Consider the following 24,558-nt stretch of genomic DNA (forward strand, 5'->3'; position numbering starts at 1 on the left):
CGCTACGATGAACTACAAGAAGGCACGCGAATTCTGTGCCCGGTTGCACGGCGCGACGACTGCGACAAAATGGGGCAGCAGCCTGGTATTTTCAGTCGGCGACAAGATGTTCGCCGCAACCAGCCATGACAAGGAACGCGAGCGCGGATTCAGCTTCAAGGTTGACCGCGAGCGTTTCCTGGAACTGACGGACAGGCCCGGCATCATTCCCGCACCCTACCTGGCCAGGGCGGGATGGGTCAGGGTGACCGATATAAACAGCCTGGACGATGCCGAGGCGCGCGCATTGCTGCAGCGCTCTTACGAACTGGTGTTTGCGAAGCTGACCAAAATCAAGCAAAAAGAGATAGGCGATGACAGCCATGACTGATTACCTGGACGAACTGGAAACACGCGACCCGGCACAGCGCGAACGCGCGTTGCTGGCGGCGCTGCCGCAGTTGCTGGCGCGCGCGCAGACTGCACCCGGCTGGGCCAGCATCCTGCAGGGCGTGAATGCCGGCGATGTCACGTCCCGCCGGGCGCTGGCACAGTTGCCGGTCACGCGCAAATCCGACTTGAAGGACCTGCAAAAAAAGAGCCTGCCTTTCGGCGGCATGACCAGCACGCCGCCGCCGCAACTGCGCCGCGTGTTCATGTCGCCTGGGCCCATTTTCGATCCGGAAGGGCACGGGCAGGACTGGTGGCGTTTTGCCCGCCCTTTTCATGCCGTGGGCCTGCGCGCGGGTGACCTGATCCAGAACTGTTTCTCCTACCACTTTACGCCGGCCGCCTTCATGGTGGATGGGGCTGCGGCCCGAATGGGCTGTCCCGTGATCCCGGCCGGCATAGGCCAGACCGAGATGCAGGTGCAGGCAATGGCGGAGCTACGCCCGGCAGCCTATGTCGGCACGCCAAGCTTCCTGAAAATCATCGTCGAAAAAGCGCGCGACATGGGAGCAGACATTTCCAGCGTACAAAAAGCGGTGGTCGGCGCGGAAGCCCTGCCGCCATCGCTGCGCAAATGGCTGCAGGAAAACGGCGTCGCACACGTATTGCAGACCTATGCATCGGCCGACATCGGTAATATCGCCTATGAGACCGAAACCGGCGGCATGCTGAATCCGGGCATGGTGCTGGATGAAGACCTGCTGCTGGAAATTGTCCGCCCCGGTACTGGCGACCTGGTTGCCGCCGGCGAAGTCGGCGAAGTGGTGATTACGTCCTTTAATCCCGATTATCCGCTGATCCGTTTCGGCACCGGCGACATGTCTGCCGTGCTGCCGGGCATATCGCCATGCGGTCGCACCAACGTCCGTATCAAGGGATGGATGGGGCGCGCAGACCAGACCACCAAGGTAAAAGGCATGTTCGTGCACCCATCCCAGGTAGCGGAAGTATTGAAACGCCATCCGCAGGTATCCAGGGCAAGACTGGTGGTCACCGGTGAAATGGCCAATGATGCAATGACGCTGCATTGCGAGATAGATCAGGCAGCAGAGACGGGAAGTGCAACGGAAAATGCAACAAGCAGCTTGCAGGCAGCGCTGGTGGACAGCCTGCGCGATATCACCAAGTTGCGCGGCGATGTCCTTTTTGTCCCGGCGGGCAGCCTGGCCAATGACGGCAAGGTGATAGACGACACGCGGAAATATGAATAAGTTCTATGGAGTCTGGTAGAACCTGTAGCGTCCCTTGCCGTCTTTCTTGGCGCTGTACATCGCCCTGTCCGCATATTGCAGCAGCGTGGCAGGATCGTCACTGTCGTCGGGAAACAGGCTGATGCCGATTGACGCGTGCACATGATGGGAATGTCCGTCGGCTACCGTAAATGGCGCGCTCATGGCCGAGATAACAAGCTGGCTGATATGGGATGCATCTTCGGCAGTCTGGATCTGCTCCAGTATCACGATGAATTCGTCGCCACCCAGCCGCACGACGTGGTCGCTGGCGCGCACCAGGCTTTTCAGGCGCAACGCCGCTGCCTGCAACAGCATGTCGCCGGCGGCGTGCCCCATCGTATCATTGACGGTCTTGAAATCATCCAGGTCCACGAACAGCAGCGCCAGACGGCTGCCGTTGTCCTTGACCCTTTGTATCGCCAACGGCAGGAAGTTCAGCAGCCAGTAGCGGTTGGGCAAGGCTGTCAGCGCATCCATATTGGCCAGGTCCGACAATAACTGCTCCTGTTCCTTCACCTCTGAAATATCGCGCAAGGTCATCGCCAGGCCGGCGCCGGAGCGCACCAGCCTGCGGTGTATCCATGCCGCCCTCAGCTGGCTGCCAGCAGCTACCCTGAATACGTCTTCATGAAAACCGGTTTCCATCGCCTTGCTGAACACCGAGAGCACCTGTTCCGCGAGGGTGCCTGAATAATGCGCCAGCAGCCGGCTTCCTATCAACTCCTCCTTGCTGCGGCCGACCAGCGCAGCGGCACGCCCGTTGCAGTCTTCGATCAGGAAATCTTCTATCTGCCGTTGCCGGTTGAACAGGGCGCGCAGCATGTAGAAACCTTCGCGCGCGCCGTCTATGGCCAGGTGATAGGCCGTCTTTACCTCGTCCGCCTGCTGCTTGCGCCACGCCAGCCGCGCAGACAGGTAGGCGCCCATACAGCTAAACAGCAGGAGCAGCATGGAAGCCGCCGCCGCGATCCTGAAGTAGTGCTGTTCGGTAGCCTGGTATTCATTAAAAATTTCCTGCTCCGACAAGCCGACCACAGAAATGAACGGCGCATTACCAAGCTTTTGCCAGGCGATTACCCGCGGCTGCCGGTCGGCAAACCGGTCGCCGGGCATCGCCTCGACGCCGGAATCCGACTGGAAACCCGGCGGAACGGAGAAAACGGTTTTCAGCGTATTGCTGTCCTTGCCGACCTGTGATGCAAAGCTGGTGCCGTCCTTGTCGATGACCGCAAAGAAGTCGCTTTTGCGTAAGGCAAATTCATCGCTGAACGAGGCCAGGTAAGGTGTCTCCGCTGCCAGCACGATGATGCCGGCAAAACTGCCGTCAGGCTTGTCCAGCCGGCGCGAAAACAAAGTCACTACCCTGCCCAGGCGTATGCCTAGTACCGGTTTGCTGATGATCAGGCCGCTGCCCGGATTGTTTTTGTGCGCTCGGAAATACTCCCTGCCTGCAATCGATACGCCGGCTTTGCCGATAGCCAGCGTGCTGGTCACCAGCATGCCGTCGGTGCCGACGACGCTGACATGCAGCAGATTGGAACTGGGGTACAGGTGCTCCAGCTGGGTTTCCAGCTTCAGGCGGCCATTGGTGTCTTGCCAATAGTATTTCAGCGTCAGCGTGATCTGGTTGATCTGCTCTATCGACCTGGCCAGTTGTCTCGCGTAGGTTCTGGAAAATGACGTGGCCTGAGTGAACGAAATTTTTTGCAGCGTAGCATGCTCGCGGTGCAGCCTTGCGAGTGTCAGCATCCATAATCCGCCGGCAAGGACTGCGCAGGCCAGGAACCACGCCAGCATGCCTGGCAGGCCGGCATGCAGGAAAGACCGGCTGGAGAACGGTCTGGGACGGCTGGGCACAGGATCAGGCTTGCTCATCACGCGGGCTTCATGAAAGGACAGGACAACAATATCGGCAAGCTATATTGTGCTGCATCGAAACAGTGATGGGGGAAATATTCAGGCGACAAAGACGGGAAGCAACACAGCGGAAGAAAGCAGGCGGCCCGGCATTTAGTGCCGGGCCGCCTGTATTGCATGGCGCTTAACGCCTTTATTCAATTGGACTCCTTGATCACGCGCCCGAAAGTTTTCTGCACGGGCCGCGCATTCATTGGATACAGGCGACTGAAGATGGCCAGCTGTTCGGGTGAAATCTCCACCGGCTGCTTCAGTACGATCCACAGCACGCCTTCGGTGCAAGGCGGCGTCTCCAGTGAACCCATGTAGGTATAATATTCACGCTGCTGCGGCAGCAGCTGGGTCGCATCCATCGTGACCAGCGGCTGGACCGGGTCATTTTTTTCCAGCGGCAGGTTGTTCCATACCGACTGTATCACGCTCTGCGGCTTGCCTCTTTCCAGCAGCACCGCCACCACGGCGATCTTGCCGTCGCCATCCTTGTGCACCATGTGCACGACCATTTCAAAGCTTTTGCCGTTGACGCGCTCTTCCGACGGTTTGTGGAAATGGAACTGCACCAGCTCATAGGTGTGGCCCAGCAGGCTGATGTAATTGCCGGGGCCGACTGCGACCTGTATCGTGTGGCCGTTATCGATGACGTTGAAACGTGACGGCTTGTAGTCGAAAGTGACCGGGCTCAGGTCCACCCGCAACCCGTCGCGGATGTCGATCGGTGACTGTCGCTCGCCGATGTCGCATTTGGAATAGGAAGGATTCAGCTTGCCCCAGCGCAGCGGGCCGTCGTCGCCTTCATAGCTCCAGTGCATGGTGGTGCCGGGCACTTCGGAGGCGGCCTTTGCCTTGGAGGTCTCGTATGTTTCCACACGTTTTACGGGCATGGCATACGGGCTCTTGTAAGACGGCCTGGCGATGGAACGGGCGCTTGCGGCATTGCTGCCGGCAGTGCTTTCCTTGTCCTTGCGCAGCACAGAAAGTTTTTCCGCAATCTTGGCTGCCAGCTCGTCCGCCTCCTGCGCTTCCTTGGCACGTGCAGCAGCAGCGCTCTTGGACTGCTTGCTTTCCTTCCCTTCCTTGCTGTCCTTGCCCTCTTTGCCTTCCTTGCCCTCTTTCGACGTGGATTTGGGGTCGTCCTTGTCCTTGGACGATGAAGCAGAGGCCGATTCCTCCCTGGAGGCGGCCTGCTTGATGGGCTTGGATGGCGTAGCCGGGGAATCGGACGCCGCGGCGGCAGATGCCAGTAAGGCACTTAGCAGCAGTGCAAGTAAGCTACGCATGTTTGATCGCTGGAAATATTGATTTAATCCAATAACGGCAAACAGCGCGCAAAACTTGAATGCGGGTAAAAGCTTGGCTAGAACGAAACAGGCCTGCGGCCCGCTTTCTTACATTCCTTCCACAATCAGCAGACGGCCTATCGAATGCTGCTGGCGGATGGCCCTGGCCTTGGTGTACTCCACCGAGTCATACCATTTTTTTGCCTGCTCCATGGACGGGAACTCGGTAATCACGGTGCGCCAGCCGGCATTGTGCTGCTCATCCTCGCCTTCCTTCTGTTCGCGCTGGCCGCCGCGTACGAGAAAGCTGCCGCCATATTGTTCCAGGCTGGCGGTGGACAGCGGACGGTAGTCGGCGTAACCGTCGGGGTTGGTCACATTGATTTCGGCAACGACATAAGCTTTTGGCATTTGTTTCTCCATAAGAAAAGGGCAAGCCCGGATGGGATTGCCCTAATTTTAAGACATTACGGCGGCGGCGATTTTTTGCCGCATTTTATTGGTGTTTTCAAGCGCCCAGCAGACGTGCTTTGGCCGCTTCGTATTCTGCCGTGAGGCGCTGCACCACTTCCGCCACGCTCGGCGCATCGTGCATCAGGCCCACGCCCTGGCCTGCGCCCCAGATGTCGCGCCAGGCCTTGGCCTTGCTGCCGCCGCCGGAACCGAAATTCATTGCGCTCTTGTCGGCAACCGGCAATTCGTCCGGGTTTAGGCCGGCGGCAACGATGGATTTTTTCAGGTAGTTGCCGTGCACGCCGGTGAACAGGTTGGTGTATACGATATCGGCAGCGCTGGATTCAATGATGGCCTGGCGATAGGCTTCATCCACATTCGACTCCTGCGTGGCCAGCCAGCGTGAACCGATGTAGGCAAAGTCGGCTCCCATCGCCTGCGCGGCGAGGATGGCGTCGCCGGAAGCGATAGAGCCGGACAAGGCAATCGGGCCCTTGAAGAATTTACGTACTTCGCCGACCAGCGCAAACGGCGACAGGCCGCCTGCATGGCCGCCGGCGCCGGCAGCAACCAGGATCAGGCCGTCCACACCGGCTTCCAGCGCTTTTTGCGCGTGGCGTATCGAAATCACATCATGCAGCACGATGCCGCCGTAGCTGTGGATCGCATCCAGCATTTCCTTGGGCGGTGCGCGCAGCGATGAAATGATGATGGGGATCTGGTGCTTGACGCACATTTCCACATCGTGCGCCAGCCTGTCATTGGACTGGTGGACGATCTGGTTGACGGCGATGGGGCCTACTTTGGCGCCGGGATTAGCCTCCTGGTAGGCGGCCAGTTCTGCTTTCAGCTCGGTCAGCCAGGTATCCAGCAACTCTGCCGGACGCGCATTCAGTGCCGGGAACGCGCCGACGATGCCGGCCTTGCATTGCGCAGCGACCAGCCTGGGCCCGCTGGCGATGAACAAGGGCGAGCCTATGACAGGCAAGGCCAGGTTTTGCAACGCAGCCGGCAGGTGTGAAGAAGTCATGTCAGTAATCCTGTCTCGTTATCGGTAAGGCCGCGTGCGCAGCCGCTCTGTTATACAAATTAAAACCTGTTTCGTCCAGCGCAGCTTGTGCAGACTGGCTATAAACACGCTGTAAGCACAGGCTTCTATTGGTGTTTTTAGATGACGCTGATATGATGTTATCAGAAAAAACGTTGTTTTTCACATCTATCGAACGACCGTGCTAAATTTTAGCGTAAATAACAACCGTGAGTACGAATGAGCTCCCCGACACTTAAAGTCATCGATTTCCGGCAGGAGCAGGAAGGGCTGCGCAGCGCGCTGCGCCAAGGCATGCTGGATGCGGCAACGCGCCTGCTGGTGGAAGAAGGCGCAGCCGCACTGACCGTGCGCAAGGTAGCCGAGGCGGTGAACTGTTCGACGACACTGCTGTACTCCCTCTTCGGCGGCAAGGACGGACTGTCGAATGCGCTATATCTGGAGGGCTTTGCGCGGCTAAAACAGGAATATGCCGACTATGCGGCCGCACTGCCCGGCGAGCAGGCCATGAACGGCACGGAAGGTATCTGGAACTACGCCAGCATCTATCACAGCTATGCGCGCCGCAATCCCAGTTACTACATGGTGATGTTCGGCGATGCGATTGCCGGTTTCGTGCCGCCGCTGGAGTCGCGCGTAGCCGCCTGGGAATCCTTTACCCCGCTGATTGCGCAGTTCGAACGCTGCATGAAAGAAGGTAGGCTGCCCGCCTCCAGCCCTACCGCGGCGGCCAGGCTGCTGTGGGCGGCGATGCACGGCGTCATCAGCCTGGAACTGAAAGGCTATTACCTGAAAAAAGAGCACCCTGACGAGCTGTACAAGGCAGCAGTGCGCGCGGTGCTGTTTTCGCTGAAACACCCGGACGCAACAGATTAACGACCACAATAACAATATCACCACCCTACGGAGACACCATGGATTACCACTGTTTTGACTTCCGCATAGAAAACAAGATCGCCCACCTGAGCCTGAACCGCCCGGCCGCGATGAACACCATGCAGCCGCTGTTCTGGCGCGAGCTGACGGCCATACTGCAAACCCTGCAGCGCGAAGCGCCTGCGCGCGTACTGGTCATTTCATCAACCGGCAAACACTTTACCGCCGGCATGTCGCTGGATGTTTTCGGCCAGGGCGGCATCTCGCTGAACGACAGCAACGCCAGCGGCCGCGCCAACATCCTGCCTGCTCTGCAAGACATGCATCATGCATTCAACCTGATAGAGCAGCTGCGCATGCCGGTGATCGCCGCCATCCAGGGCGGCTGTATAGGCGGCGGAGTAGACATGGTTTCCGCCTGCGATATCCGGCTGGCGAGCGCCGATGCATTTTTCTGCATACAGGAAATCAACATTGGCATGACCGCCGACCTGGGCACGCTGCAAAGGCTGCCCAAGCTGATACCGGAAGGCATCGTGCATGAAATGGCCTACACAGGCCGCCGCCTGCCGGCGCAGCGCGCGCTGGCAGCGGGGCTGGTCAATGAAGTATTTGACAGCCAGCAGGCAATGCTGGAAGCGGCACTGAAGATGGCCGCAGAGATCGCCGAAAAGCCGCCGGTGGCGATTTGGGGCAGCAAACAGGCGATCCATTATGCGCGCGACCACAGCACGCACGACGCGCTGCAGCAGATGGGCTGGCTGCAATCGGGCATCTGGCAGACCAGCAACCTGGTGGAGGCATTCCAGGCGAAACAGCAAGGCCGCGCACCGGTTTATCCCGACCTGGAGCCGGTGCACAGCTTTGCGGATGCGGCTTATACGCTGAAATAATATCGCTCGAATATAGAGCCTGAGCGGCTTATATATACGCCGCTCAGGGCGCCGACGGAGCAGGCTTGCGTCCACCGTCAGACAGGATGAAACCGGCAACCGTATCCAGTGTCGGCGCCAGTCCCCGCAAAGGCCAGGCCATGCTCGCGATCAGCGACACATGGCTGGTGTTGTCGAAGTGCAGCACCGTGACCGGCACGCCTGCCGCTTTCAATTTTGCGGCAAGGCCGTCGGTATTGCGTACCGGATCCACCAGCTTGTCTTTGATGGAAGCGATCAGCAATGTAGGCGGCGCGGCGGCGCTGACGTGGTTGATGGGTTGCGAATCACGTGGCGTATCGGGAAAGAAAAATGCCGGCCTCACGTCGGGATTTTCAATCGGGATGAAATCATACGGGCCGGCCAGGCCTATCCAGCCGCGCAATATGGCCGGGCTGCTGCCTGCTCCCTGCAGCCAGCGCGGATCCAGCGCCAGCATCGCTGCATTGTAGGCGCCGGCGCTATGCCCCATGACGAACAGGTGCGCGGGATCGCCGCCATACTCCGCGATATGGCTGGCAGTCCATGCGACGGCCTGCGCCGAATCCTGCAGAAAGCCCGGATAACGCACCTGCGGGAACAGGCGATAGTCGGCCAGCACGGCAACAATGCCGCGCGAAGCCAGCGCGGCGCCGACAAACAAATACTCGGCACGATCGCCGCTGTTCCAGGTGCCTCCGTAGATAAACACCACCACCGGCGCCTTGCCCTGAAGATGGGCCGGTGCATAGATATCCAGCATATTGCGCGCATCCGGCCCATAGGCGATGTCGGCAGTCTTGACATAGGAAGAGCTGGGAGTCAGCGCATTGATGACCTTGACCGGCGCGCAGGCGGCAAGGCCGCCTGCAAAGGCCAGCACAGTCACTGCAGCCAGGCTCAATTTGATCCAGGTAGCCATAATTCTCCAAAGTGGGGGGACGTATATAAGCAAGTTTATATACGCAGCGCCCGCAGCTTCGGTTTCAGTATTCTTGGAAATCGGAAAAAAACTACCGCGCGTTGAGCAGCCTGTCGCCGTCCAGCGTGGCAGCGCCCGCCTGAACCAGCTCAGCTGCGAGCGTAGCGATCAGCATAGCAACAGGAGCATCCAGCTTCTGTGCAGCAGCCCACATAATGCGGTTCTGCCGCACCAGTCCCTGCAGGCCGTGTAAGGACAGTTCGCGTTTTTCCAGCAGCAGGAAAGCCATCATCACCTTCAGTGCATTGCGCGCATTGCGGCGCGGGTCGGCCGCCAGGTAATCCAGCCGGCCGTGCGCCCGGTCCAGCGCCGCGGCCACATTGGAGAATGGTGCGCCATGGCCAGGTATCACCACGCGCACATCGAGCCCGGCGATCAGTTGCAAGACTTCGGCCTGCTCGGCGAAACCGGATGCGTCTTCCAGTTCCGGAAAGATAACGCCGAAGCCGTTTTCCCACAGTGCATCGGCAGAGATCAGGATCGCCTCGCTCGTGCAATACAGGATCAATGAATGCGGATCATGGCCCGGCGCCGCCAGCACCTGCCACTCCAGGCCACCCAGTTGCAGGCGTTCGCCCGGCGACAGGGCGCCATCGGCTGTGAAGCGCCCGCATTGCTGGCCGGTGGCCTTGTAAGTCAGTTGCTCTTCATCCCATGCAGCCACGGCCTCGGCGTCAGCCACCGGCACCAGGGTACGGCACGCATATTCGCGCTGCAGTATCGCGTTGCCGCCGCAATGGTCGGAATGCAGGTGAGTGTTGATCAGCAGATCCAGCTTGCGCGAACCCAGCGCATGCCTGACCAGCGCCAGCGTCTGCTCCGCATGGCTCATGTAGCCGCTGTCCACCAGCGCTGCCTGGCCTTCATCGACGAACAGGATATTATTGGACGACAGCCAGCCGCGCTCGAACACGGACATCGATGGCGGCAGGCTCACGCGCGTATCTGTCATCGCCGGCATTATTCCTTGTGCTCCGCGTGATCGAATAGCCTGTGCTTGACGTCGCGCCAGACGACGCGCTTGTAACCGTCGTCCGCCTTGCTCCAGCGGATGATTTCATCAATCGTGCGAAAACAGCCCGAGCACCAGCCTGCTGCGTCATCCATCTTGCAAATACCGATGCAAGGAGAAGGCACGGCGCCGGTATCCGTGTCGGGATCATAGTCATACAGGATCGTCATATCGCGCGGCCCATCAGGAACGCAGCGCGACGTCGGCAAGCGGAGCGCCCGTCATCGCCGCCAGCTGTGCCGGCGTCAGCCGGAACACCGCATGCGGATGGCCGGCAGCCGCCCACACATTCGGATACTGCATCAGGTCCTCATCGATCAGCATGACGGTCTTTTCCAGATGGCCGATAGGACATACGCCGCCTATCGCATAGCCGATGCGCTCTTTGACAAACTTCGCATCCGCCTTGCCCAGCGGCCCGACGATCGCCGCCACCTTGCCTTCATCAACCCGGTTGGCGCCGCTGGCAACCACCATCACCGCCGCATCATCCGACAAGCGCCGAAACACAATCGACTTCGCAATCTCCGCCACACTGCACCCCAGCCCGGCAGCAGCCTCCGCCGAGGTCTTGCCGGTAGCAGGCAACATGACGACAGCCTGCTCATGGCCCAAAGTCTTGAGCAGGTCAGCCACTTTCTGGGCGGTTTCGGGAAGGACGTTGGTATCAGCGGACATAGGGAAATTTTTAATTAAGACACATTTTATTTATAACACAGGCTAGGGGCGGCTGCAAAAAGCTGTGTTTTGACAAGGACGCGACATAACTATGAGGGATGCCGGGCTCTTAAATTCACGCACACTTACAAGAATCGCCAGCTTGCCGCAGCCTGCTGGTTGGAGGTAGCCGAATAGCCACAGCGAATTCAAAAACGAAGACAACCAGCTTCTTCAATTTTTGAGGATATCAATTTCTTAAAGCCAAACAGCTTGGTGTGGATGTTGGGGCTGTTTTTGACGTTAAACCCGCTCGGGACGTAGCATTTTGCGTATCGCAGAAAATGGATCAGGAATGAACGTTGTTTGAGCCGTAGGCGAGTTTCGTTCATTCCCCATTTTCTGCGATACGCAAAATGTGATGACGCTTGCGTCATCACCCGAAGGGCAAGTCTGCGGTCGCCTTTTTTGGCATACCTTTTTTGGCGAAGCAAAAAAGGTATGTAGCTGCCGGGCTACCCCCGGCCAGCAATCTGAAAAAATCAACGGGGCAGCGTATAGAACATCAGCAGCGCAGCAGCCCTAAACCTTAACTCGTCACCGCCCTCCCACCCCAATTCCCCAACAACCCCTGATGCTCAGCAGGCACCTCAGTCAGCTTCATGCCCGCACGATACTCGCTACCGCTCAGTATCGTGTAATTGCAGCTCGCCTTGCACACAACCTGCGCACGCACCGAAGCATCCCTGGGACCAGGCACTTCCATCATCATCTGATAGACCTGGCCGTCGACCAGGCGGTGCGCGCATTGCAGCTGTATACCCATGCCGGCGATATTCAGGATTTTGGCAGGAACGATATTGCCGGCGGAAACGAGGATGGCGGCGCGCCACGACACATTGGAGCGCGGTGAAGAACGTGAATCAATCATAAGGACAAATGCTGCTCAATACAAACAAGGGGAAGGGCCTGCAGAAGTAGTGCCGCTTGCAAACAACCCATGGGATGGGTAATTCAGGTTCGGCAAGCGTTGACCAACCCCACGATTGTACCAACTTTTTCCAATATGCAATGTTGCCGCTTATTTTTAGCGGTGCAGCCACTCCAGCACGCCAACGCCGGCGCGCCGTCCGCTGGCAAAACAGGCTGTCAGCAGGTAGCCCCCGGTGGGGGCTTCCCAGTCCAGCATTTCACCGGCGCAGAATACACCGGGCAAGGCACGCAGCATCAGATGCTCGTTCATTGCAGCAAACGTGATGCCGCCGGCGCTGCTGATCGCCTCATCGATGGGGCGCGGTGCGCGCAGTACGACAGGCAGTGCCTTGACGGCTTGCGCCAGCAGCTCCGGCTGCTGGAAATATTCCGCAGGCAGGCATTCACGCAGCAGAGCGGTTTTAACGCCGTCCAGCCCCAGCCGGCCTTGCAGATGACTGGACCAGGAACGCGAGCCGCGCGGATGCAGCACTTCGCTGTTCACCCTTTGCTGCGATTTTCCGGGCGCCAGGTCCAGATGCAGCACAGCCTGGCCTTCCGCGGCTATCAGGTCGCGCAGCGGCGCAGATAATGCATAAATCAGGCTGCCCTCGACGCCGCCTTCGGTAACGACAAACTGTCCCTGGCGAGAAACCGGATTGCCCATGGTGTCCTTGACATGGGCAATGACCGATGTCAGAGGCTGGCCCGCGTGATGCTGGCGGAAGTGTTCGGACCAGCCTACGTCGAATCCGCAATTGGCCGGCTGCAAGGGTGTGACCTCCACCTGCTGTTGCTGCAGCAGCGGCACCCAGGCGGCATCCGAACCCAGGCGGGCCCAGCTGCCGCCGCCCAGCGCCAGCACCGCCACATCCGCCTGCACGCGCCGTTCGCCGTCCGCTGACGAAAAAAGCAGCGCGCCGTCCTTCCAGCCAATCCAGCGGTGCCGCATGTGGAAGCGCACGCCGCATTCGCGCATCCTGTGCAGCCAGGCGCGCAGCAAGGGCGCCGCCTTCATGTCGGTCGGAAATACCCTTCCGGAACTGCCTATAAAGGTCGCGATGCCAAGCTCCTGCGCCCAATGACGCACATCTTCCGCGCCAAAATCCTGCAGCAAGGCCGCAATTTCAGCGCGCCTGTTGCCATAGCGCTGCACAAAGGCCGCTTGCGGCTCGGAATGTGTCAAATTCATGCCCCCCTTGCCTGCAAGCAAAAATTTACGCCCGACAGAGGGCATCGCGTCATATACGTCCACCTGCCATCCCTGCGCAGCGATCGTTTCCGCCGCCATCAGTCCGGCCGGTCCGCCCCCTATCACAACGACTGTGCGCGCCTCTTTTTTACCTGTCATTTTTACCTGCTATGTTCATCTGCAATCCCTGCTTCGCATCTACTCTGCTTTTGCTCAATTTCCAGCATTTTCCAAACCACGCCATTGTATAGGAAGCCCTCCCGGCAACGCTTCCAGTCCCGGACAAACTTCTGTATTGCAACAATAAGGCAAAGTCAGGAAATAAATGCTGATATGGCTTGCCGTACGCAGTTACAATTTCAGAAAATATATCAATAATTGCCGATGCTCAAACTGGATAAGCCCACACTAGACCTGGTGATCGTAGCAGCGAGCCTGGTGTCCATGCTGGTATTGATCGCTGTATGGCGTATCAACCGCCAGATGCCCGGTACCGCATGGTGGGCGGCGGCAGCATCGTTAGCCGCCCCGGCATTTTTCATCTCCAAGTTTTTTGTCGGTCTGGGCATGCCGCGTGAACTGGTCATCGCGATCAATAATTCTTTGACGCTGACAACGCTGCTGCTGATGCTGGAAGGCACTTTGCGCTTTCGCGCATATTCATCCGCTACCCGCTGGCGCTACGGCATCTTGTTGATTCCCGTCTTTATCCTGATGGCATTTGTCAACCGCGACGACGCCATCCACCGCTACCTGTTCCACGATACGGTCGCCATGCTGCTGACAACGGGCATAGCGATTGCGTTTATCCGCCGCAGCCGTCAACTGGAAATCATGACGCATGGCATTGCCGCTATTTTTCTGGCCGCACTGACCGCCGGGTTTGCCGGCCGCTGGGCGCTGGCCTGGCAGGCGACCGACCAGATGCGGCTGATGCTGGACCCGTACATGAGCACGCTGTCGTTGATTGCAATCCTGTTCACGATGGGCTGGACTTTCAGTGTCAGCACGGCGTGCAACCTGCGCGCACAAAAAATGATCCTCGGCATGGCGCGCGAAGATATGCTGACCGGCTTGCCCAACCGCCGGCATTTCGATGAAGTGATGCGCAGGAACGCCGCGCAAAGCGCGCGCAGCGAACTGGGCTTTGGCTTCATCCTGGTGGACCTGAATGATTTCAAGCAGGTGAATGACCGCCACGGCCACCAGACGGGAGATGCGCTGCTGGTTGAATTGGGAACCCGCCTGCGCAGGTTTGCCCGCGAGGCAGATTTCGTGGGCCGCATAGGAGGCGATGAATTCATCGTGCTGACACACGGCATCGCTGACCAGCAGCAGCTGGACGCCAGCTTGCAACGGCTGCGCGCAGCGCTGGATGGCCCGGCAATGATCGCCGGTACGCTGCTGGAAATCAGCACCAGCCTGGGGGCAGCGCGCTGGCCCGCAGACGGCGTGACACCGGACAAGCTGATGCATATCGCCGACCAGCGCATGTATGCCGACAAATCGGCACAGAAAGCTGCGCGCCATTGCCCCTTAAGTATCATGGCGGCACTACCGGAATTGTCCCTGCCGCCGCAGGCGACGGATGCAGGCCTCCCGGACACCAGCCCTGCCCTGCACTCCCAACGCCACTGATGTCGTTGACGACGGCGCTTGCATAAGCACAGCCGCTTTTACGCTGCATGAAGATTTCACGGAGATTGCCTGATGAACCAAGCCTCGCCTCAATTACCGCTGCAGCGCGCATACCTGTGGCTGCTTGTCACCACCTTCGCCGTATTCGCGGCAATGCTGCTTCCAGCGCCAGGCTACGCCGCCCAGCCGACGATGTCGGACGTGCAAAAACAGGTTGCCGATACAGAGCGTGCATTTGCGAAAACCATGGCCTTGCGCGACCACGCGGGCTTTACTTCTTTCCTGTCCGAAGAGGCAGTATTTTTCTCGGGGCAGGAAGTCTTGCGCGGCAAGCAGAATATTGCCGACGCGTGGAAACGCCTGTATCAAAAGCCGGAAGCGCCGTTCTCGTGGGAACCTGAACAGGTGGAAGTGCTGGCCTCCGGCACGCTGGCCCTGTCCAGCGGCCCGGTGCGTGATCCGCAGGGGAAACTGATCGCCACCTTTACTTCAATATGGCGGCTGGAAGCACCCGGCACCTGGCGCATCATTTTTGACAAGGGCAATGATGCTTGCGATTGCGGCAACAAATAATTTCTTTTAAAGCCTTGTAACTAATCTGAACCAGGGTATGGCGGAGTTGGGGAAATCGCTGCTAGAATCGATGCACCTGCCACCGGTTTTACTTGCCGGCAAATCCCTTCAAAACAAGCGGCGCTCGCGTTTACACCATTTTTTTCCGCTTGTTAAGTGACTGTTTCTTTATGATACAAACGGTCATATACATTTCATAAACACCAATAAAGTATCTGCCAACATACCGTCCAGTGGCTTTTGGGCGCTGCATACGCGTGCCGCATTTTCACTCGCCACATTGGCAAAAATCTACTTTACAAGGTTAATTATGAACATCCCGAAAGGCGTTTCATTAGGTTTCACGCTGACTGCGCTCGCCGCAGCAACGTCGATGCTGGCAGCTTGCGGCGGTAGCGACAACGCCGCAACTCCACCGGTCGATCAGAACCCTCCTGCTACCACGGTAACACTGAAAGGCGTAGTAGCTGCCACTGCACTGAAAGCAGGCAGCACGACCGATCCTACTATCCTGGCCGGCTACTACCAGAATGCCAAAGTCTGCGTCGATGCCAATAATAACGGCGTATGCGACAGCGGCGAAGCCCCGGTCACGACAGATGCCAAAGGCGCATTCTCCATCACCGTGTCTGCAGCTGCAGCACTGATCGCCGACATCGGCACTGACGCCACCAACACAGCCTCCGGCGCAAAAGTCGCATCGCGCAACGTTTTCCGCGTATCCGTTGACCAAGTAAAAGAGCAATCCGCCGGCATCGTCATCAGCCCGCTGTCTGCTGAAGTCATCCGCTCCGTGGAAGCCAACGGCAGCGATTACGCTACTGAAAAAGCAAACCTGGCTACCCGTATCGGCGTACCGTCTGCCACTATCCTGACTGACGTCAATACAGCGACAGGCACGACACAAACTGCCATGCTGGCAGAAGCCAATGCACTGAGCAACCGTTTCGCCTACGCGATCACCAAGCTGGACCGCGGCGACCTGTATCCGGACGCACTGGCTGTTCCAGGCGGCGATCCACGCCTCAAAGGTTTGACAGGCGTGACACAGGCAACAGCAAATACTGCTGCCGACCCACGCGCAAAAATCACTTTCGCCCAATCGCAGCAAGCTGCTTTCGCACTGGAAGGCGTACCACGCTACGACCACGTATTCGTCGTCATGCTGGAAAACAAGGCAACGCTGTCTATCCTGAACTCCGCTTTCGCGCCAAAAATCAACGGCTACCTGAAAGCAGGCAACCAGCTGACCAGCTACTACGCAACCGGCAATCCTAGCGAACCTAACTACACCGCACTGGGCGGCGCCGACGACTTCGGCATCACCGATGACAGCCAATGGAACTGCGACGCTACCGGCGCCAATGCAGTACAGGACACAGAGCCTACCGCTTCCCAGCCTGGCCTGAAAAATTCGCCATTCACATCGCCATGCACGCAAGCCGCTGCGGTGAACCACAACATCACAGGCAAGCCTAACCTGTTCACAGCACTGACAAGCGTCGGCCTGAACTGGAGAACTTACAACGAGTCCACCAATCCTGGCCAGGATCTGCGTACCGACGGTATCGCTGACGCTGCAGTCACAGCCAAGGATTATGTCTATGCTCCAGGCACAGTGGGCGGTAACTCCGCAACAGTTGGCGACGCCAACCTGGTTCTGCCTATGCCTGCCGGTTTGTACAAAACCAAGCATCATCCAGGCATGGCTTACCAAAACGTGCGTAGTGCGCCTGAATGGAAATTCAGCAACCGTACAGTCGGCGGCGGCCAATGGGATGCCAACCTGAAAAACACGTCCATGTACACAGTACCGGCAAACTACGATGCCGACCAGCTGGGTACGGATCTGGCGTCCGGCAACATCGGCGCATTGAACTTCATCATGCCTGACCAATGCGATGACATGCACGGTATCAGCGTCAAGGGTACGACAACCGGCGCCGTAGCAGGCACCGCCAGCGATTGCTCCAGCGTAGCGAACAACGTTCCTAACGCAACAGGCGGCGCGATCATTACCCGTGGCGACAACTACGTAGATTACCTGGTCAAGAAAATCCAGGCTTCTCCACTGTGGAAGAACCAGCAAAAACGTATCGCTATCGTCCTGATGTTTGACGAGGGCAATGCAACTAGCGGCCTGAACTCCTGCTGCGGCTGGAACGTGGCCAACAGCACTGTTGCCAACCCGCTCAAAAAGAACGCCGACGGCACATGGTCTGCTGACCTGACAGTGAACAACTACACCAAGGGTAACCGCGGCCACGGCCAAAGTATCTTCGGCATCCTGACCAACCAGCCAAATGCACCTAAAGGCGTTTCCGACAGCGACGCATACAGCCACTTCTCGCTGGTACGTACGTTCCAGGACATGTTCCAGCTGGCTGACCCTGCGAAGGATGAAACTTACATGAACCGTTCCAAGTACACAGAACAGTTCATCGCATCCAACATCATCAACCTGCCTGAATATGCCGGTAGCTCGGACACGCATTTTGATTCTGTGCGTCCTACCAACCACGCTCACGTCATCCCTGCTACTTATACGCAAAAGCAGTCTGCTGACGTCTCGGCAGCAGCACAAGTCGGCGCGGATGCCAATCAGACAAACGTCTGGGCATTGAAGTCCAAGTAAGCTCTTGGCCCCGGGCAGTATCCGGGGCTGATGTGTTGTTTTGATAGCGTGCCGCTGCACCATGGGCGGCACGGTCTGCACGAAGGGCGACTGGAAATCCGGCTCGCCCTTTGTGCTTTCCCGTATTCAAAGAATGTTGCGAAATTACCTAGCGTTGTTGCACTTCCCTGCCGCCTTGAAATCCCGGCGCCGTTCCGGCCAAGGCTAATTTCGCAACAAGCTTTTATTGAATGATGACTACCATGCGCTTATCTCTCTCGTCTTTCTCCAGCATCCTGCTGCTCAGCCTGGCCGCTTGCGGCGGCTCCCACGATGCCGCCGCACCAGTCGCTTCAGGCAGCGACTCGGCAGCGGCCTCTTCACCGTCCGTACCCAGCATTACCAAGACAGTCACGCTTAGCCTGGCCGCCCAGGTAGGGCAGAAGATGTTCTTCGACAAGAGCCTGTCCGGCTCCGGGAAAATGGCCTGCGCTACCTGTCATGATCCTGCTTTCGCCTATGGCCCGCCAAACAACCTGGCAGTGCAGCTCGGCGGCCCCAAGCTGGACCAGATGGGTAACCGCGCAGTGCCTTCGCTGCGCTACAAGGACATCACTCCGCCCTACGCAGATTTGCTGGATAATCCCGACGGTTTCAGCGCCCCCGGCCCGGGCGGCGGCTTTACTGCCGATGGCCGTGTCAATACACTGGCGGAACAAGCCAAGATCCCGCTGCTGGACCCGGTAGAGATGGCCAACACCAGCGGTGCCGATGTTGTGAAAAAACTGCAGGCTGCGGCCTATGCAGACCTGTTCGTGCAGGCTTTTGGCAAGGACGCCTTCGCCGACAGCAATGCGGCATTTGACAATGCGACCAAGGCTCTGCAAGCCTTCCAGATGGAGGACACCAGCTTCCATCCCTACAGCAGTAAATTTGACCTCTATGCCGCCAACAAGATAGGCGGCGACATGACGGCGTCAGAAATGCGCGGCCTGCACATATTTTCCGATCCGAACGTCGGCAACTGCTCTTCCTGCCACTATCAAGGCGCCGGGCTGAACGGCAGTTCTGCGCTGTTCACCGACTTTTCGTATGAAGCGATAGGCGTGCCGCGCAACACCAGCATTCCGCTGAACCAGGACCCTGCCTACTTCGACGAAGGCGTCTGCGGCCCTCTGCGTACCGACCACAAACCGAAATCGGCAACAGAGGCCAACACGTTCTGCGGCATGTTCAAAACCCCAACACTGCGTAATATTGCCACGCGCAATGTGTTCTTCCATAACGGCGTCATCACTTCGCTGGAACAGGCCATCCGCTTCTACAATACCCGCGATACGATGCCTGAGCTGTGGTATCCGAACGTGGGCGGCACGCCGTTGAAAACCAATGACGCCAGCTTCCCGACCTACGGCCTGATCAAGACGCAGTACAAGGGCGGCACCGTACAGAAATACAACGACTTCCCTGCGCTGTACGCGTCCAACATTGACACCCAGGTGCCACTCGACGGCCGCGCCGTGGGTTCCAAGCCGCCGATGACGGATCAGAACATCAGCGACCTGATCTGCTTCCTTGGCACACTGACCGACGGCTACAAGCCGGGCCAGGCCAACTCCACAGGAAAATGCGCGGAGTAATCGATTCCTTAACCTGAACATCCCTGAGCAACCCTGAACATTTTGTGAAATAGAACATGAACAAGCCAAGTATTTTTGCCATTCCCGCTTTGTCCTTAGCCGCCTTGGCTACCCTGGCCGCATGCAGCAGCAAAACCGACCTGAACAATGAAAATATCAGCGCCGGTATGAATACCTATCTGGCCAAGCGAGGCGACCTGTGCCTGGCCAAGAATGTCTGGCCTATCGACGTCACGCAGAAAGACGTCGATACCGGCGGCCGCAACGCCATACAGATGCCGGTGCTGGAAAAATTGGGGCTGACCAAGTCTTCCGTTGCCACCGTTACGGCCACCGAAGACGGCGTCAGCGCCGAGATCAAAGTGCGGCGCTACGAGCTGACCGACGAAGGCAAGAAATATTATCTGGACAAGGAAATGCGTAGCGTCAAATCCGACGGCGACATCAAATTCCAGAAAGGTGATTTTTGCGCCGCCAAGCTGAGCCTGGACAAGGTCGTCGGCTGGGAAGACAGCAAGACCGACAACGGCAGCAAGATGGTCGCCGTCAGCTATACCTATAAGATAGACCCAGCGCCGTGGACCAAAGACGCCGACATACAGAAGGTATTTCCCATGGTGGACAAGGTCGTGCGCGGCGCCGGCACCATGCAATTGAAGGAAAGCTTTAAACTGACCGGCGACGGCTGGGTTGCAGTCGACCTTTGAGTATAGTCCATGAGTACAGTCATCCGTTTTTCGTCCGACCTCAGCACCTGGATCAGCCATAACCTGGACCAGGGCAGCGCGCCGGCAGCGCTGATACAGGTCATGCAAGAGCAGCAGATGGAAGCAGAAGCGGCACAGGCGATCATGCATGCCTTCGTCAGCGCGCGCCGCAACGGCGGCGCAGTGCCGGTGGACCAGGTCATCGTCGATGAAAACTCACTCGACTACCAGTATCAGACGCCCATCTTCCGCCCTGGAACGGAGATAGCAACATCGGACCGGCTGGTGCGGATTGCCGCCAGAGCCGAGCGGCCGATGCTGGCGGTACTCAGCAATGTGTTCAGTAGTGAAGAATGTGCCGAACTTATCGCATTGGCCAAACCACGGCTGAAAGAATCGACCATCGTTGATCCGATGACGGGCAAGGATGTGGTCAGCGGCCAGCGCACCAGCTTCGGCATGTTTTTCCAGCTACAGGAAAATTCCTTCATCGCCAAGCTGGACCAGCGCATTTCCGAGATCATGAACCTGCCGCTGGAAAACGGCGAAGGGCTGCAAATCCTGTATTACCCGACAGGCGCCGGCAGCTCTCCGCATTTTGATTTCCTGGTGCCGTCCAACCCGGCCAACCAGGCGTCGCTGGCACGCAGCGGACAGCGGGTCAGCACGCTGGTGACTTACCTGAATGAAGTGGAGAGCGGCGGCCAGACCGTGTTCCCGCAAGCGGGCTGGGCAGTGTCGCCATTACGCGGCAATGCCGTGTATTTTGAATATGCCAATTCACTGAACCAGATCGACCATGCATCGCTGCACGCCAGCGATCCGGTTACCAAGGGTGAAAAGTGGGTCGCCACCAAGTGGATGCGGCAGCGGCGGTTTGTCTCGGCCTGAAACCTAGGCGCCTCTGCCGGAGAGGCTGAGTTGCGCAGCCTCTCCGGCAATCCAAGCTAGCGCACTATTTAGCCCAAAATTTCTGGTACTGCCCGCGGTAGTCGTTGGCAGGATCAAAATAATTCTTGGGTCCGCCGTCATAGGCGATATTCTGGCTCGTAACCAGATGCACCGGTGTCACGTATCCGCTGGGAGCCACGCCGGCAAACGCGCGGTTCAACTCATCCACGATCTGCCAGCCGTGCATGTACAGGGGTTCCGGCACCGTGCCTATCTGCAGCGTATTGGAGCGGATACGCTTGTAGGCGGAATTGGAGCCGTCGCCTGCCGACAGGCACTGCACCTTGTTCGCCGCCATCAGCGCGGCAATTGCCGGTTTCTCCATCAGGTCGAAATACACATCGTTGACGCCTATTGCCTGGTTCCACTTGGCGCCATAGCGCTTGGTCAGGCCTTCGACAACGCCCTGCATGCGGGAAGGCGCATCAGCGGCGGAAATGTCTTCCACTCCCAGCAGGCGGCAACCTTCGCATTGCTTGATGATTTCGATGATGGCATTGGATTTGGCCTGCGAATAGGCGTTGGAGTTATCGGCAAACACGATGATGCCGCCCTTGCTATTGGACTCTACCACGCCGTACAGTGCAGCGATCTGCGCCACATCCTTGGGGTTGGTCGTGATATTGGTAAACAAACCATCGGTAGCACCGGATCTGGTCGACGCATGCCAGCCCACTACCGGCACCTTGGCTTCTGCTGCTGCGGCAAGCCCCTTGGCCTGCGTGGATGCATCCACGCCCGCTAGGATGATGCCGTCAGGTTTCATCTCCAGCGCCTGGCTGACGATGGCTGCGCCCTGGTTGCACCTGCCGCCGCAATTGATCGTCAGCACCCACCAGCCGGCGCCGGCGCCTGCTTCCTTGACGCCGTTATACAGGCCACTGATGCCGGCGTCCCCCATGTCGGAGGCGATAAAGACTATCTTTTTTTTCTTGGCCAGCCGCGGCCCGTCGACAGGGCCGTCCCAATGATTTTTCAGTGCAGCGGCACGGGCCACCTTGGCATTGGCGCGGCTCATGAATTGCGCCGGGTTCTCTTGCGCAGCAACCACGCCGCCAAGGCAAAATGCGAGAAAAAAAACTGTGAAACACCTGCCATGGATCGATGTCATGATGTCAGCTTTATAGGGGAAATGGGCAAGCATGCGGATCAATCGCATACCCTATTTTGTAAGAGGTTTTCGGACCCCTTTTTTATTTGTTACATTGTGGAACGATTATTACAGATAAATGTCATGGGAAATATAGAGTTCCTCCCCCAAAACCGCTGTGCGGAATTTTATATTTCCATTTGGAAATAACTTAACTTTAATTCGGTAGCGATAACATTTTTCAGTTGAAACGCATAGTTTTAGTGGCGAAAGCGAGACACGGGAAATAAGGCAAAAAATGAAAAAACCGGCAGCAAAGATGATGTCTCTGCTGCCGGCTGCCTTATTGCCAGTTTTTTTAGCTTGCTTCCGTGCCGGCTACTGCCAGCTGATGTCGCCCGAACCCCTATGCTCGGCGCTACGTTTGCCCGGGTTGCCGTACACGCGGATATCGCCACTGCCAAACGTACTGACCCTGGCATCCTGCGACGCATAGATCTTGGCATCGGCGGAGCCCATGGACTGAACCACCACCTGGCCGGCTTTGAGTGCCGAAGCATCCAGGTCGCCGGAGCCGGTCAGCTTCACCGTCAGGGACTTCGCCTGGCCTTTCAGCCATGCCTGGCCGGAGCCCATGATGCTGACGTCGACCGTATCGCTGCTGGCCAGGCCTAATTTCAGGTCGCCGCTACCGCTCATGTTAACTACTACCTGCTGGTAGTCGCCGTCGAAATTCAGATTGCCCGAGCCGCGCATCGAAAACTCGGCACGGTTGCCGCGAAAGCCGCTGACGTTGCCGTCGCCGCTGCCCAGCATCTGCAATTTTTCAAAACCGGGCAAGGCAAGTTCCACCCTCAGCGGCTGGCGCAGCACCATGAAAACACCCTTGGTGCCTATATACAGCGTATTGCCTTCCACCCGTGTGGTCACGCGCGCCGCCATGGCTGCTTCACCGCGTACCTGGATATCCGGCGTAGCGGCCTGCCGCAATGTCAGGTCGATAGGCCCGTTCATGACAATGTTGACGACGCCGGCCTGGATGCTGCGGTTTTCCTGCACGCCGTCACCCGTGGTGGCTGCATGCGCGCTCATGAACGTGCTGGTAATCGCAATCAAGACTGCCGCCAAGATCAGCATGCCCGCGCCTATCCTGATGAGGGTTTTCATATATTCTCCTTTGAAACTGATGATCAATCTATTGTGCTGCCACTCTGGTATTAGACACTCTAATATTAGCCACTATGCAGCGCTGGCCCTGGCTGCGGCCGGCAGTTTGAGCAGCGATATATTCCACTGCAGGTAATTCTTAAAGCCGATAAACGTATAGCGCGTCATGAACAGGGCGAACAGGAACAGCAGGATGCCGCCGAACAGCAGACCCAATCCTTCCCAGATATGATGGTGCTTGACGTGGTTGCCGACGTTGACGCGCACCTTGGATTCATCCGCAGCACTACCGGCAGACGCGATGGCCGGCGCGACGGCTGATCCGCCAATGGATGCGGCAGCTGGCGCAGCTGGTGCAGATGCCGCCGGTGCAGCGACGACTGCGGTTTTTGACGCCGCCGGTGTGGAAACGATCGTCACCGTCGTGCTGCGGCTGTTATCGGCATCGTCCACGATATCGTCGGCATCGCTGTCGTCATCGACAATAATGCCGGCCGGGCTGATGTCCACACGGACGTTGCCAGCGTGCTGGTGGCGGCGCATTTGTACGTCCGAACCGGCCACGACGACCCGGCCGTGCACGGGGATGTCGAAATTAAATTGCGGCACGCCGGACAAGCTGGCGGCAGTAATACCTATGCCAACGCCGTAGAATGCCAACGCACACACATAGGTCGCAAACAGCAGGCAGAAATAAACGGTCGCCGGGATGAGCATGAACAGGTTGAATACCAGCAGGCCGATCAATGAAATGAACAGGCTGGCAACATTTCCCAGACTAAAATCCCTTTTTACTTCCTCATAGCGGACACTGGTTTTTTTCTGTGCCGCCACCAAGCTGGGCCTGGGCAGGCTGGCGGCGATTTCTTCTTCGCTGCGGCCCGCTACCATGGCATCGATGAACTTGCGCTCATAGCCCCACATGGTTTCTTCTATCACTTCAGCGGGCAAACCTTCCAGCGCCTGCCTCAGCGCATTCATATATTCTGTTTTGTCCATTTTTCTTCTCCCTGGTGTACGTTTCTAACGCAATCGCATAACTGAACTCTAAACCCAGGCGGCAGATAGGCAAAACGCTATGCGACAGTTGGCAATTTTGGGGGACTGGATGACATAAACGCGGTACAGATTGCAGGCTGGCAAACGGCCATTGGCAGAATTTATTGTCGTCAAAGAAATGTTTTTTGTATCTTAGCGATATCTGCAGGCTAAAAATAAAG

23 protein-coding genes are annotated in these 24,558 nt (G+C 57.9%); 10 read left to right on the forward strand and 13 right to left on the reverse strand.

All coding sequences use genetic code 11. From position 1 onward, the window contains the following. The first annotated feature begins 7 nt into the window (after window positions 1-7). Together ACO0LO_RS25910 and ACO0LO_RS25915 are read left to right on the forward strand one after the other, a co-directional pair. Window positions 8-370, forward strand: a complete 363-nt coding sequence (locus ACO0LO_RS25910) for an MmcQ/YjbR family DNA-binding protein (RefSeq protein WP_422968879.1) — start codon at window positions 8-10, stop codon at window positions 368-370. Next, window positions 363-1,640 (forward strand): phenylacetate--CoA ligase family protein, encoded by a 1,278-nt coding sequence (locus ACO0LO_RS25915; RefSeq protein ID WP_422969011.1) that lies wholly within the window; start codon window positions 363-365, stop codon window positions 1,638-1,640. The genes ACO0LO_RS25910 and ACO0LO_RS25915 overlap by 8 nt, the downstream gene beginning before the upstream one ends. A 3-nt stretch (window positions 1,641-1,643) precedes the next feature. Here the strand turns inward: ACO0LO_RS25915 and ACO0LO_RS25920 are convergent, their stop codons facing one another. The 4 genes from ACO0LO_RS25920 to ACO0LO_RS25935 form a co-directional block, all read right to left on the reverse strand. After that, the gene (locus ACO0LO_RS25920; RefSeq protein ID WP_422968881.1) at window positions 1,644-3,536 is read right to left on the reverse strand and encodes a diguanylate cyclase domain-containing protein; all 1,893 of its coding nucleotides are present in this window, start codon (window positions 3,534-3,536) and stop codon (window positions 1,644-1,646) included. A gap of 179 nt (window positions 3,537-3,715) precedes the next feature. Next, complete coding sequence (locus ACO0LO_RS25925; protein WP_422968883.1) at window positions 3,716-4,855, reverse strand: carbonic anhydrase; 1,140 nt, start codon at window positions 4,853-4,855, stop codon at window positions 3,716-3,718. Window positions 4,856-4,963: 108 nt separating this feature from the next. Continuing rightward, window positions 4,964-5,266 (reverse strand): DUF1330 domain-containing protein, encoded by a 303-nt coding sequence (locus ACO0LO_RS25930; RefSeq protein WP_422968885.1) that lies wholly within the window; start codon window positions 5,264-5,266, stop codon window positions 4,964-4,966. 97 nt (window positions 5,267-5,363) lie between these two features. Beyond that, entirely contained in the window at window positions 5,364-6,338 is a 975-nt protein-coding gene (locus tag ACO0LO_RS25935) for an NAD(P)H-dependent flavin oxidoreductase (RefSeq protein WP_422968887.1), read from the reverse strand. A gap of 237 nt (window positions 6,339-6,575) precedes the next feature. Between ACO0LO_RS25935 and ACO0LO_RS25940 the strand changes: the two genes are divergently transcribed. After that, window positions 6,576-7,232 (forward strand): TetR/AcrR family transcriptional regulator, encoded by a 657-nt coding sequence (locus ACO0LO_RS25940; RefSeq protein WP_422968889.1) that lies wholly within the window; start codon window positions 6,576-6,578, stop codon window positions 7,230-7,232. A 38-nt stretch (window positions 7,233-7,270) separates the two neighbouring features. Then, window positions 7,271-8,125 (forward strand): enoyl-CoA hydratase-related protein, encoded by an 855-nt coding sequence (locus ACO0LO_RS25945; RefSeq protein ID WP_422968891.1) that lies wholly within the window; start codon window positions 7,271-7,273, stop codon window positions 8,123-8,125. 43 nt (window positions 8,126-8,168) lie between these two features. Here ACO0LO_RS25945 and ACO0LO_RS25950 read toward each other — a convergent pair whose 3' ends face one another. The 6 genes from ACO0LO_RS25950 to ACO0LO_RS25975 form a co-directional block, all read right to left on the reverse strand. After that, window positions 8,169-9,065 carry an alpha/beta hydrolase gene (locus ACO0LO_RS25950; protein ID WP_422968893.1) on the reverse strand — a complete coding sequence of 299 codons (897 nt, stop codon included), beginning with the start codon at window positions 9,063-9,065 and terminating at the stop codon, window positions 8,169-8,171. A 91-nt stretch (window positions 9,066-9,156) separates the two neighbouring features. Beyond that, the gene (locus ACO0LO_RS25955; protein WP_422968895.1) at window positions 9,157-10,077 is read right to left on the reverse strand and encodes an MBL fold metallo-hydrolase; all 921 of its coding nucleotides are present in this window, start codon (window positions 10,075-10,077) and stop codon (window positions 9,157-9,159) included. Between the two features lie 8 nt (window positions 10,078-10,085). Further along, window positions 10,086-10,307: a DUF1289 domain-containing protein gene (locus tag ACO0LO_RS25960; protein ID WP_422968897.1), complete on the reverse strand. Its 222-nt coding sequence runs from the start codon at window positions 10,305-10,307 to the stop codon at window positions 10,086-10,088. A 13-nt stretch (window positions 10,308-10,320) separates the two neighbouring features. After that, window positions 10,321-10,815, reverse strand: coding sequence for a YbaK/EbsC family protein (locus ACO0LO_RS25965; protein ID WP_422968899.1), 495 nt, complete (start codon window positions 10,813-10,815; stop codon window positions 10,321-10,323). A gap of 568 nt (window positions 10,816-11,383) precedes the next feature. After that, on the reverse strand, window positions 11,384-11,725 hold the full coding sequence (locus tag ACO0LO_RS25970; RefSeq protein ID WP_422968901.1) for a hypothetical protein: 342 nt from the start codon (window positions 11,723-11,725) through the stop codon (window positions 11,384-11,386). 156 nt (window positions 11,726-11,881) lie between these two features. Further along, entirely contained in the window at window positions 11,882-13,117 is a 1,236-nt protein-coding gene (locus ACO0LO_RS25975; protein WP_422968903.1) for a TIGR03862 family flavoprotein, read from the reverse strand. A 225-nt stretch (window positions 13,118-13,342) separates the two neighbouring features. Between ACO0LO_RS25975 and ACO0LO_RS25980 the strand changes: the two genes are divergently transcribed. The 6 genes from ACO0LO_RS25980 to ACO0LO_RS26005 all read left to right on the forward strand — a co-directional run bounded on the left by ACO0LO_RS25980 (window position 13,343) and on the right by ACO0LO_RS26005 (window position 21,021). Beyond that, window positions 13,343-14,596: a diguanylate cyclase domain-containing protein gene (locus tag ACO0LO_RS25980; RefSeq protein WP_422968905.1), complete on the forward strand. Its 1,254-nt coding sequence runs from the start codon at window positions 13,343-13,345 to the stop codon at window positions 14,594-14,596. A gap of 72 nt (window positions 14,597-14,668) precedes the next feature. After that, window positions 14,669-15,169 carry a YybH family protein gene (locus tag ACO0LO_RS25985; RefSeq protein WP_422968907.1) on the forward strand — a complete coding sequence of 167 codons (501 nt, stop codon included), beginning with the start codon at window positions 14,669-14,671 and terminating at the stop codon, window positions 15,167-15,169. Window positions 15,170-15,479: 310 nt separating this feature from the next. After that, window positions 15,480-17,804: a phosphoesterase gene (locus ACO0LO_RS25990; protein ID WP_422968909.1), complete on the forward strand. Its 2,325-nt coding sequence runs from the start codon at window positions 15,480-15,482 to the stop codon at window positions 17,802-17,804. A 242-nt stretch (window positions 17,805-18,046) separates the two neighbouring features. After that, window positions 18,047-19,423 carry a cytochrome-c peroxidase gene (locus tag ACO0LO_RS25995; RefSeq protein WP_422968911.1) on the forward strand — a complete coding sequence of 459 codons (1,377 nt, stop codon included), beginning with the start codon at window positions 18,047-18,049 and terminating at the stop codon, window positions 19,421-19,423. Window positions 19,424-19,479: 56 nt separating this feature from the next. Further along, entirely contained in the window at window positions 19,480-20,130 is a 651-nt protein-coding gene (locus ACO0LO_RS26000) for a hypothetical protein (RefSeq protein ID WP_422968912.1), read from the forward strand. Between the two features lie 9 nt (window positions 20,131-20,139). Next, window positions 20,140-21,021: a 2OG-Fe(II) oxygenase gene (locus ACO0LO_RS26005; protein ID WP_422968914.1), complete on the forward strand. Its 882-nt coding sequence runs from the start codon at window positions 20,140-20,142 to the stop codon at window positions 21,019-21,021. A gap of 64 nt (window positions 21,022-21,085) precedes the next feature. On the opposite strand, the gene ACO0LO_RS26010 is transcribed toward ACO0LO_RS26005, so the two are convergent. The 3 genes from ACO0LO_RS26010 to ACO0LO_RS26020 all read right to left on the reverse strand — a co-directional run bounded on the left by ACO0LO_RS26010 (window position 21,086) and on the right by ACO0LO_RS26020 (window position 24,337). Then, window positions 21,086-22,099, reverse strand: coding sequence for a substrate-binding domain-containing protein (locus ACO0LO_RS26010; RefSeq protein ID WP_422968916.1), 1,014 nt, complete (start codon window positions 22,097-22,099; stop codon window positions 21,086-21,088). Between the two features lie 450 nt (window positions 22,100-22,549). Next, the gene (locus tag ACO0LO_RS26015; RefSeq protein ID WP_422968918.1) at window positions 22,550-23,338 is read right to left on the reverse strand and encodes a head GIN domain-containing protein; all 789 of its coding nucleotides are present in this window, start codon (window positions 23,336-23,338) and stop codon (window positions 22,550-22,552) included. Window positions 23,339-23,410: 72 nt separating this feature from the next. Continuing rightward, a complete protein-coding gene (locus tag ACO0LO_RS26020) occupies window positions 23,411-24,337 on the reverse strand; it encodes a DUF1700 domain-containing protein (protein ID WP_422968920.1) in 927 nt (308 codons plus the stop codon). Between the last annotated feature and the right edge of the window lie 221 nt (window positions 24,338-24,558).

It is taken from the genome of Undibacterium sp. TJN25 (assembly GCF_049339885.1).
Taxonomy (GTDB): Bacteria; Pseudomonadota; Gammaproteobacteria; order Burkholderiales; family Burkholderiaceae_D; genus Undibacterium.

Coding starts and splice junctions, on each gene's coding strand:
- ACO0LO_RS25955 (WP_422968895.1), bottom strand. CDS start 10,077: ATGACAGATACGCGCGTGAGCCTGCCGCCATCGATGTCCGTGTTCGAG.
- ACO0LO_RS25935 (WP_422968887.1), bottom strand. CDS start 6,338: ATGACTTCTTCACACCTGCCGGCTGCGTTGCAAAACCTGGCCTTGCCT.
- ACO0LO_RS25910 (WP_422968879.1), top strand. CDS start 8: ATGAACTACAAGAAGGCACGCGAATTCTGTGCCCGGTTGCACGGCGCG.
- ACO0LO_RS25945 (WP_422968891.1), top strand. CDS start 7,271: ATGGATTACCACTGTTTTGACTTCCGCATAGAAAACAAGATCGCCCAC.
- ACO0LO_RS25965 (WP_422968899.1), bottom strand. CDS start 10,815: ATGTCCGCTGATACCAACGTCCTTCCCGAAACCGCCCAGAAAGTGGCT.
- ACO0LO_RS26015 (WP_422968918.1), bottom strand. CDS start 23,338: ATGAAAACCCTCATCAGGATAGGCGCGGGCATGCTGATCTTGGCGGCA.
- ACO0LO_RS25925 (WP_422968883.1), bottom strand. CDS start 4,855: ATGCGTAGCTTACTTGCACTGCTGCTAAGTGCCTTACTGGCATCTGCC.
- ACO0LO_RS26010 (WP_422968916.1), bottom strand. CDS start 22,099: ATGAGCCGCGCCAATGCCAAGGTGGCCCGTGCCGCTGCACTGAAAAAT.
- ACO0LO_RS25985 (WP_422968907.1), top strand. CDS start 14,669: ATGAACCAAGCCTCGCCTCAATTACCGCTGCAGCGCGCATACCTGTGG.
- ACO0LO_RS25970 (WP_422968901.1), bottom strand. CDS start 11,725: ATGATTGATTCACGTTCTTCACCGCGCTCCAATGTGTCGTGGCGCGCC.
- ACO0LO_RS25995 (WP_422968911.1), top strand. CDS start 18,047: ATGCGCTTATCTCTCTCGTCTTTCTCCAGCATCCTGCTGCTCAGCCTG.
- ACO0LO_RS25975 (WP_422968903.1), bottom strand. CDS start 13,117: ATGACAGGTAAAAAAGAGGCGCGCACAGTCGTTGTGATAGGGGGCGGA.
- ACO0LO_RS25920 (WP_422968881.1), bottom strand. CDS start 3,536: ATGAGCAAGCCTGATCCTGTGCCCAGCCGTCCCAGACCGTTCTCCAGC.
- ACO0LO_RS26000 (WP_422968912.1), top strand. CDS start 19,480: ATGAACAAGCCAAGTATTTTTGCCATTCCCGCTTTGTCCTTAGCCGCC.
- ACO0LO_RS25980 (WP_422968905.1), top strand. CDS start 13,343: ATGCTCAAACTGGATAAGCCCACACTAGACCTGGTGATCGTAGCAGCG.
- ACO0LO_RS25940 (WP_422968889.1), top strand. CDS start 6,576: ATGAGCTCCCCGACACTTAAAGTCATCGATTTCCGGCAGGAGCAGGAA.
- ACO0LO_RS25950 (WP_422968893.1), bottom strand. CDS start 9,065: ATGGCTACCTGGATCAAATTGAGCCTGGCTGCAGTGACTGTGCTGGCC.
- ACO0LO_RS25990 (WP_422968909.1), top strand. CDS start 15,480: ATGAACATCCCGAAAGGCGTTTCATTAGGTTTCACGCTGACTGCGCTC.
- ACO0LO_RS25960 (WP_422968897.1), bottom strand. CDS start 10,307: ATGACGATCCTGTATGACTATGATCCCGACACGGATACCGGCGCCGTG.
- ACO0LO_RS25915 (WP_422969011.1), top strand. CDS start 363: ATGACTGATTACCTGGACGAACTGGAAACACGCGACCCGGCACAGCGC.
- ACO0LO_RS26020 (WP_422968920.1), bottom strand. CDS start 24,337: ATGGACAAAACAGAATATATGAATGCGCTGAGGCAGGCGCTGGAAGGT.
- ACO0LO_RS25930 (WP_422968885.1), bottom strand. CDS start 5,266: ATGCCAAAAGCTTATGTCGTTGCCGAAATCAATGTGACCAACCCCGAC.
- ACO0LO_RS26005 (WP_422968914.1), top strand. CDS start 20,140: ATGAGTACAGTCATCCGTTTTTCGTCCGACCTCAGCACCTGGATCAGC.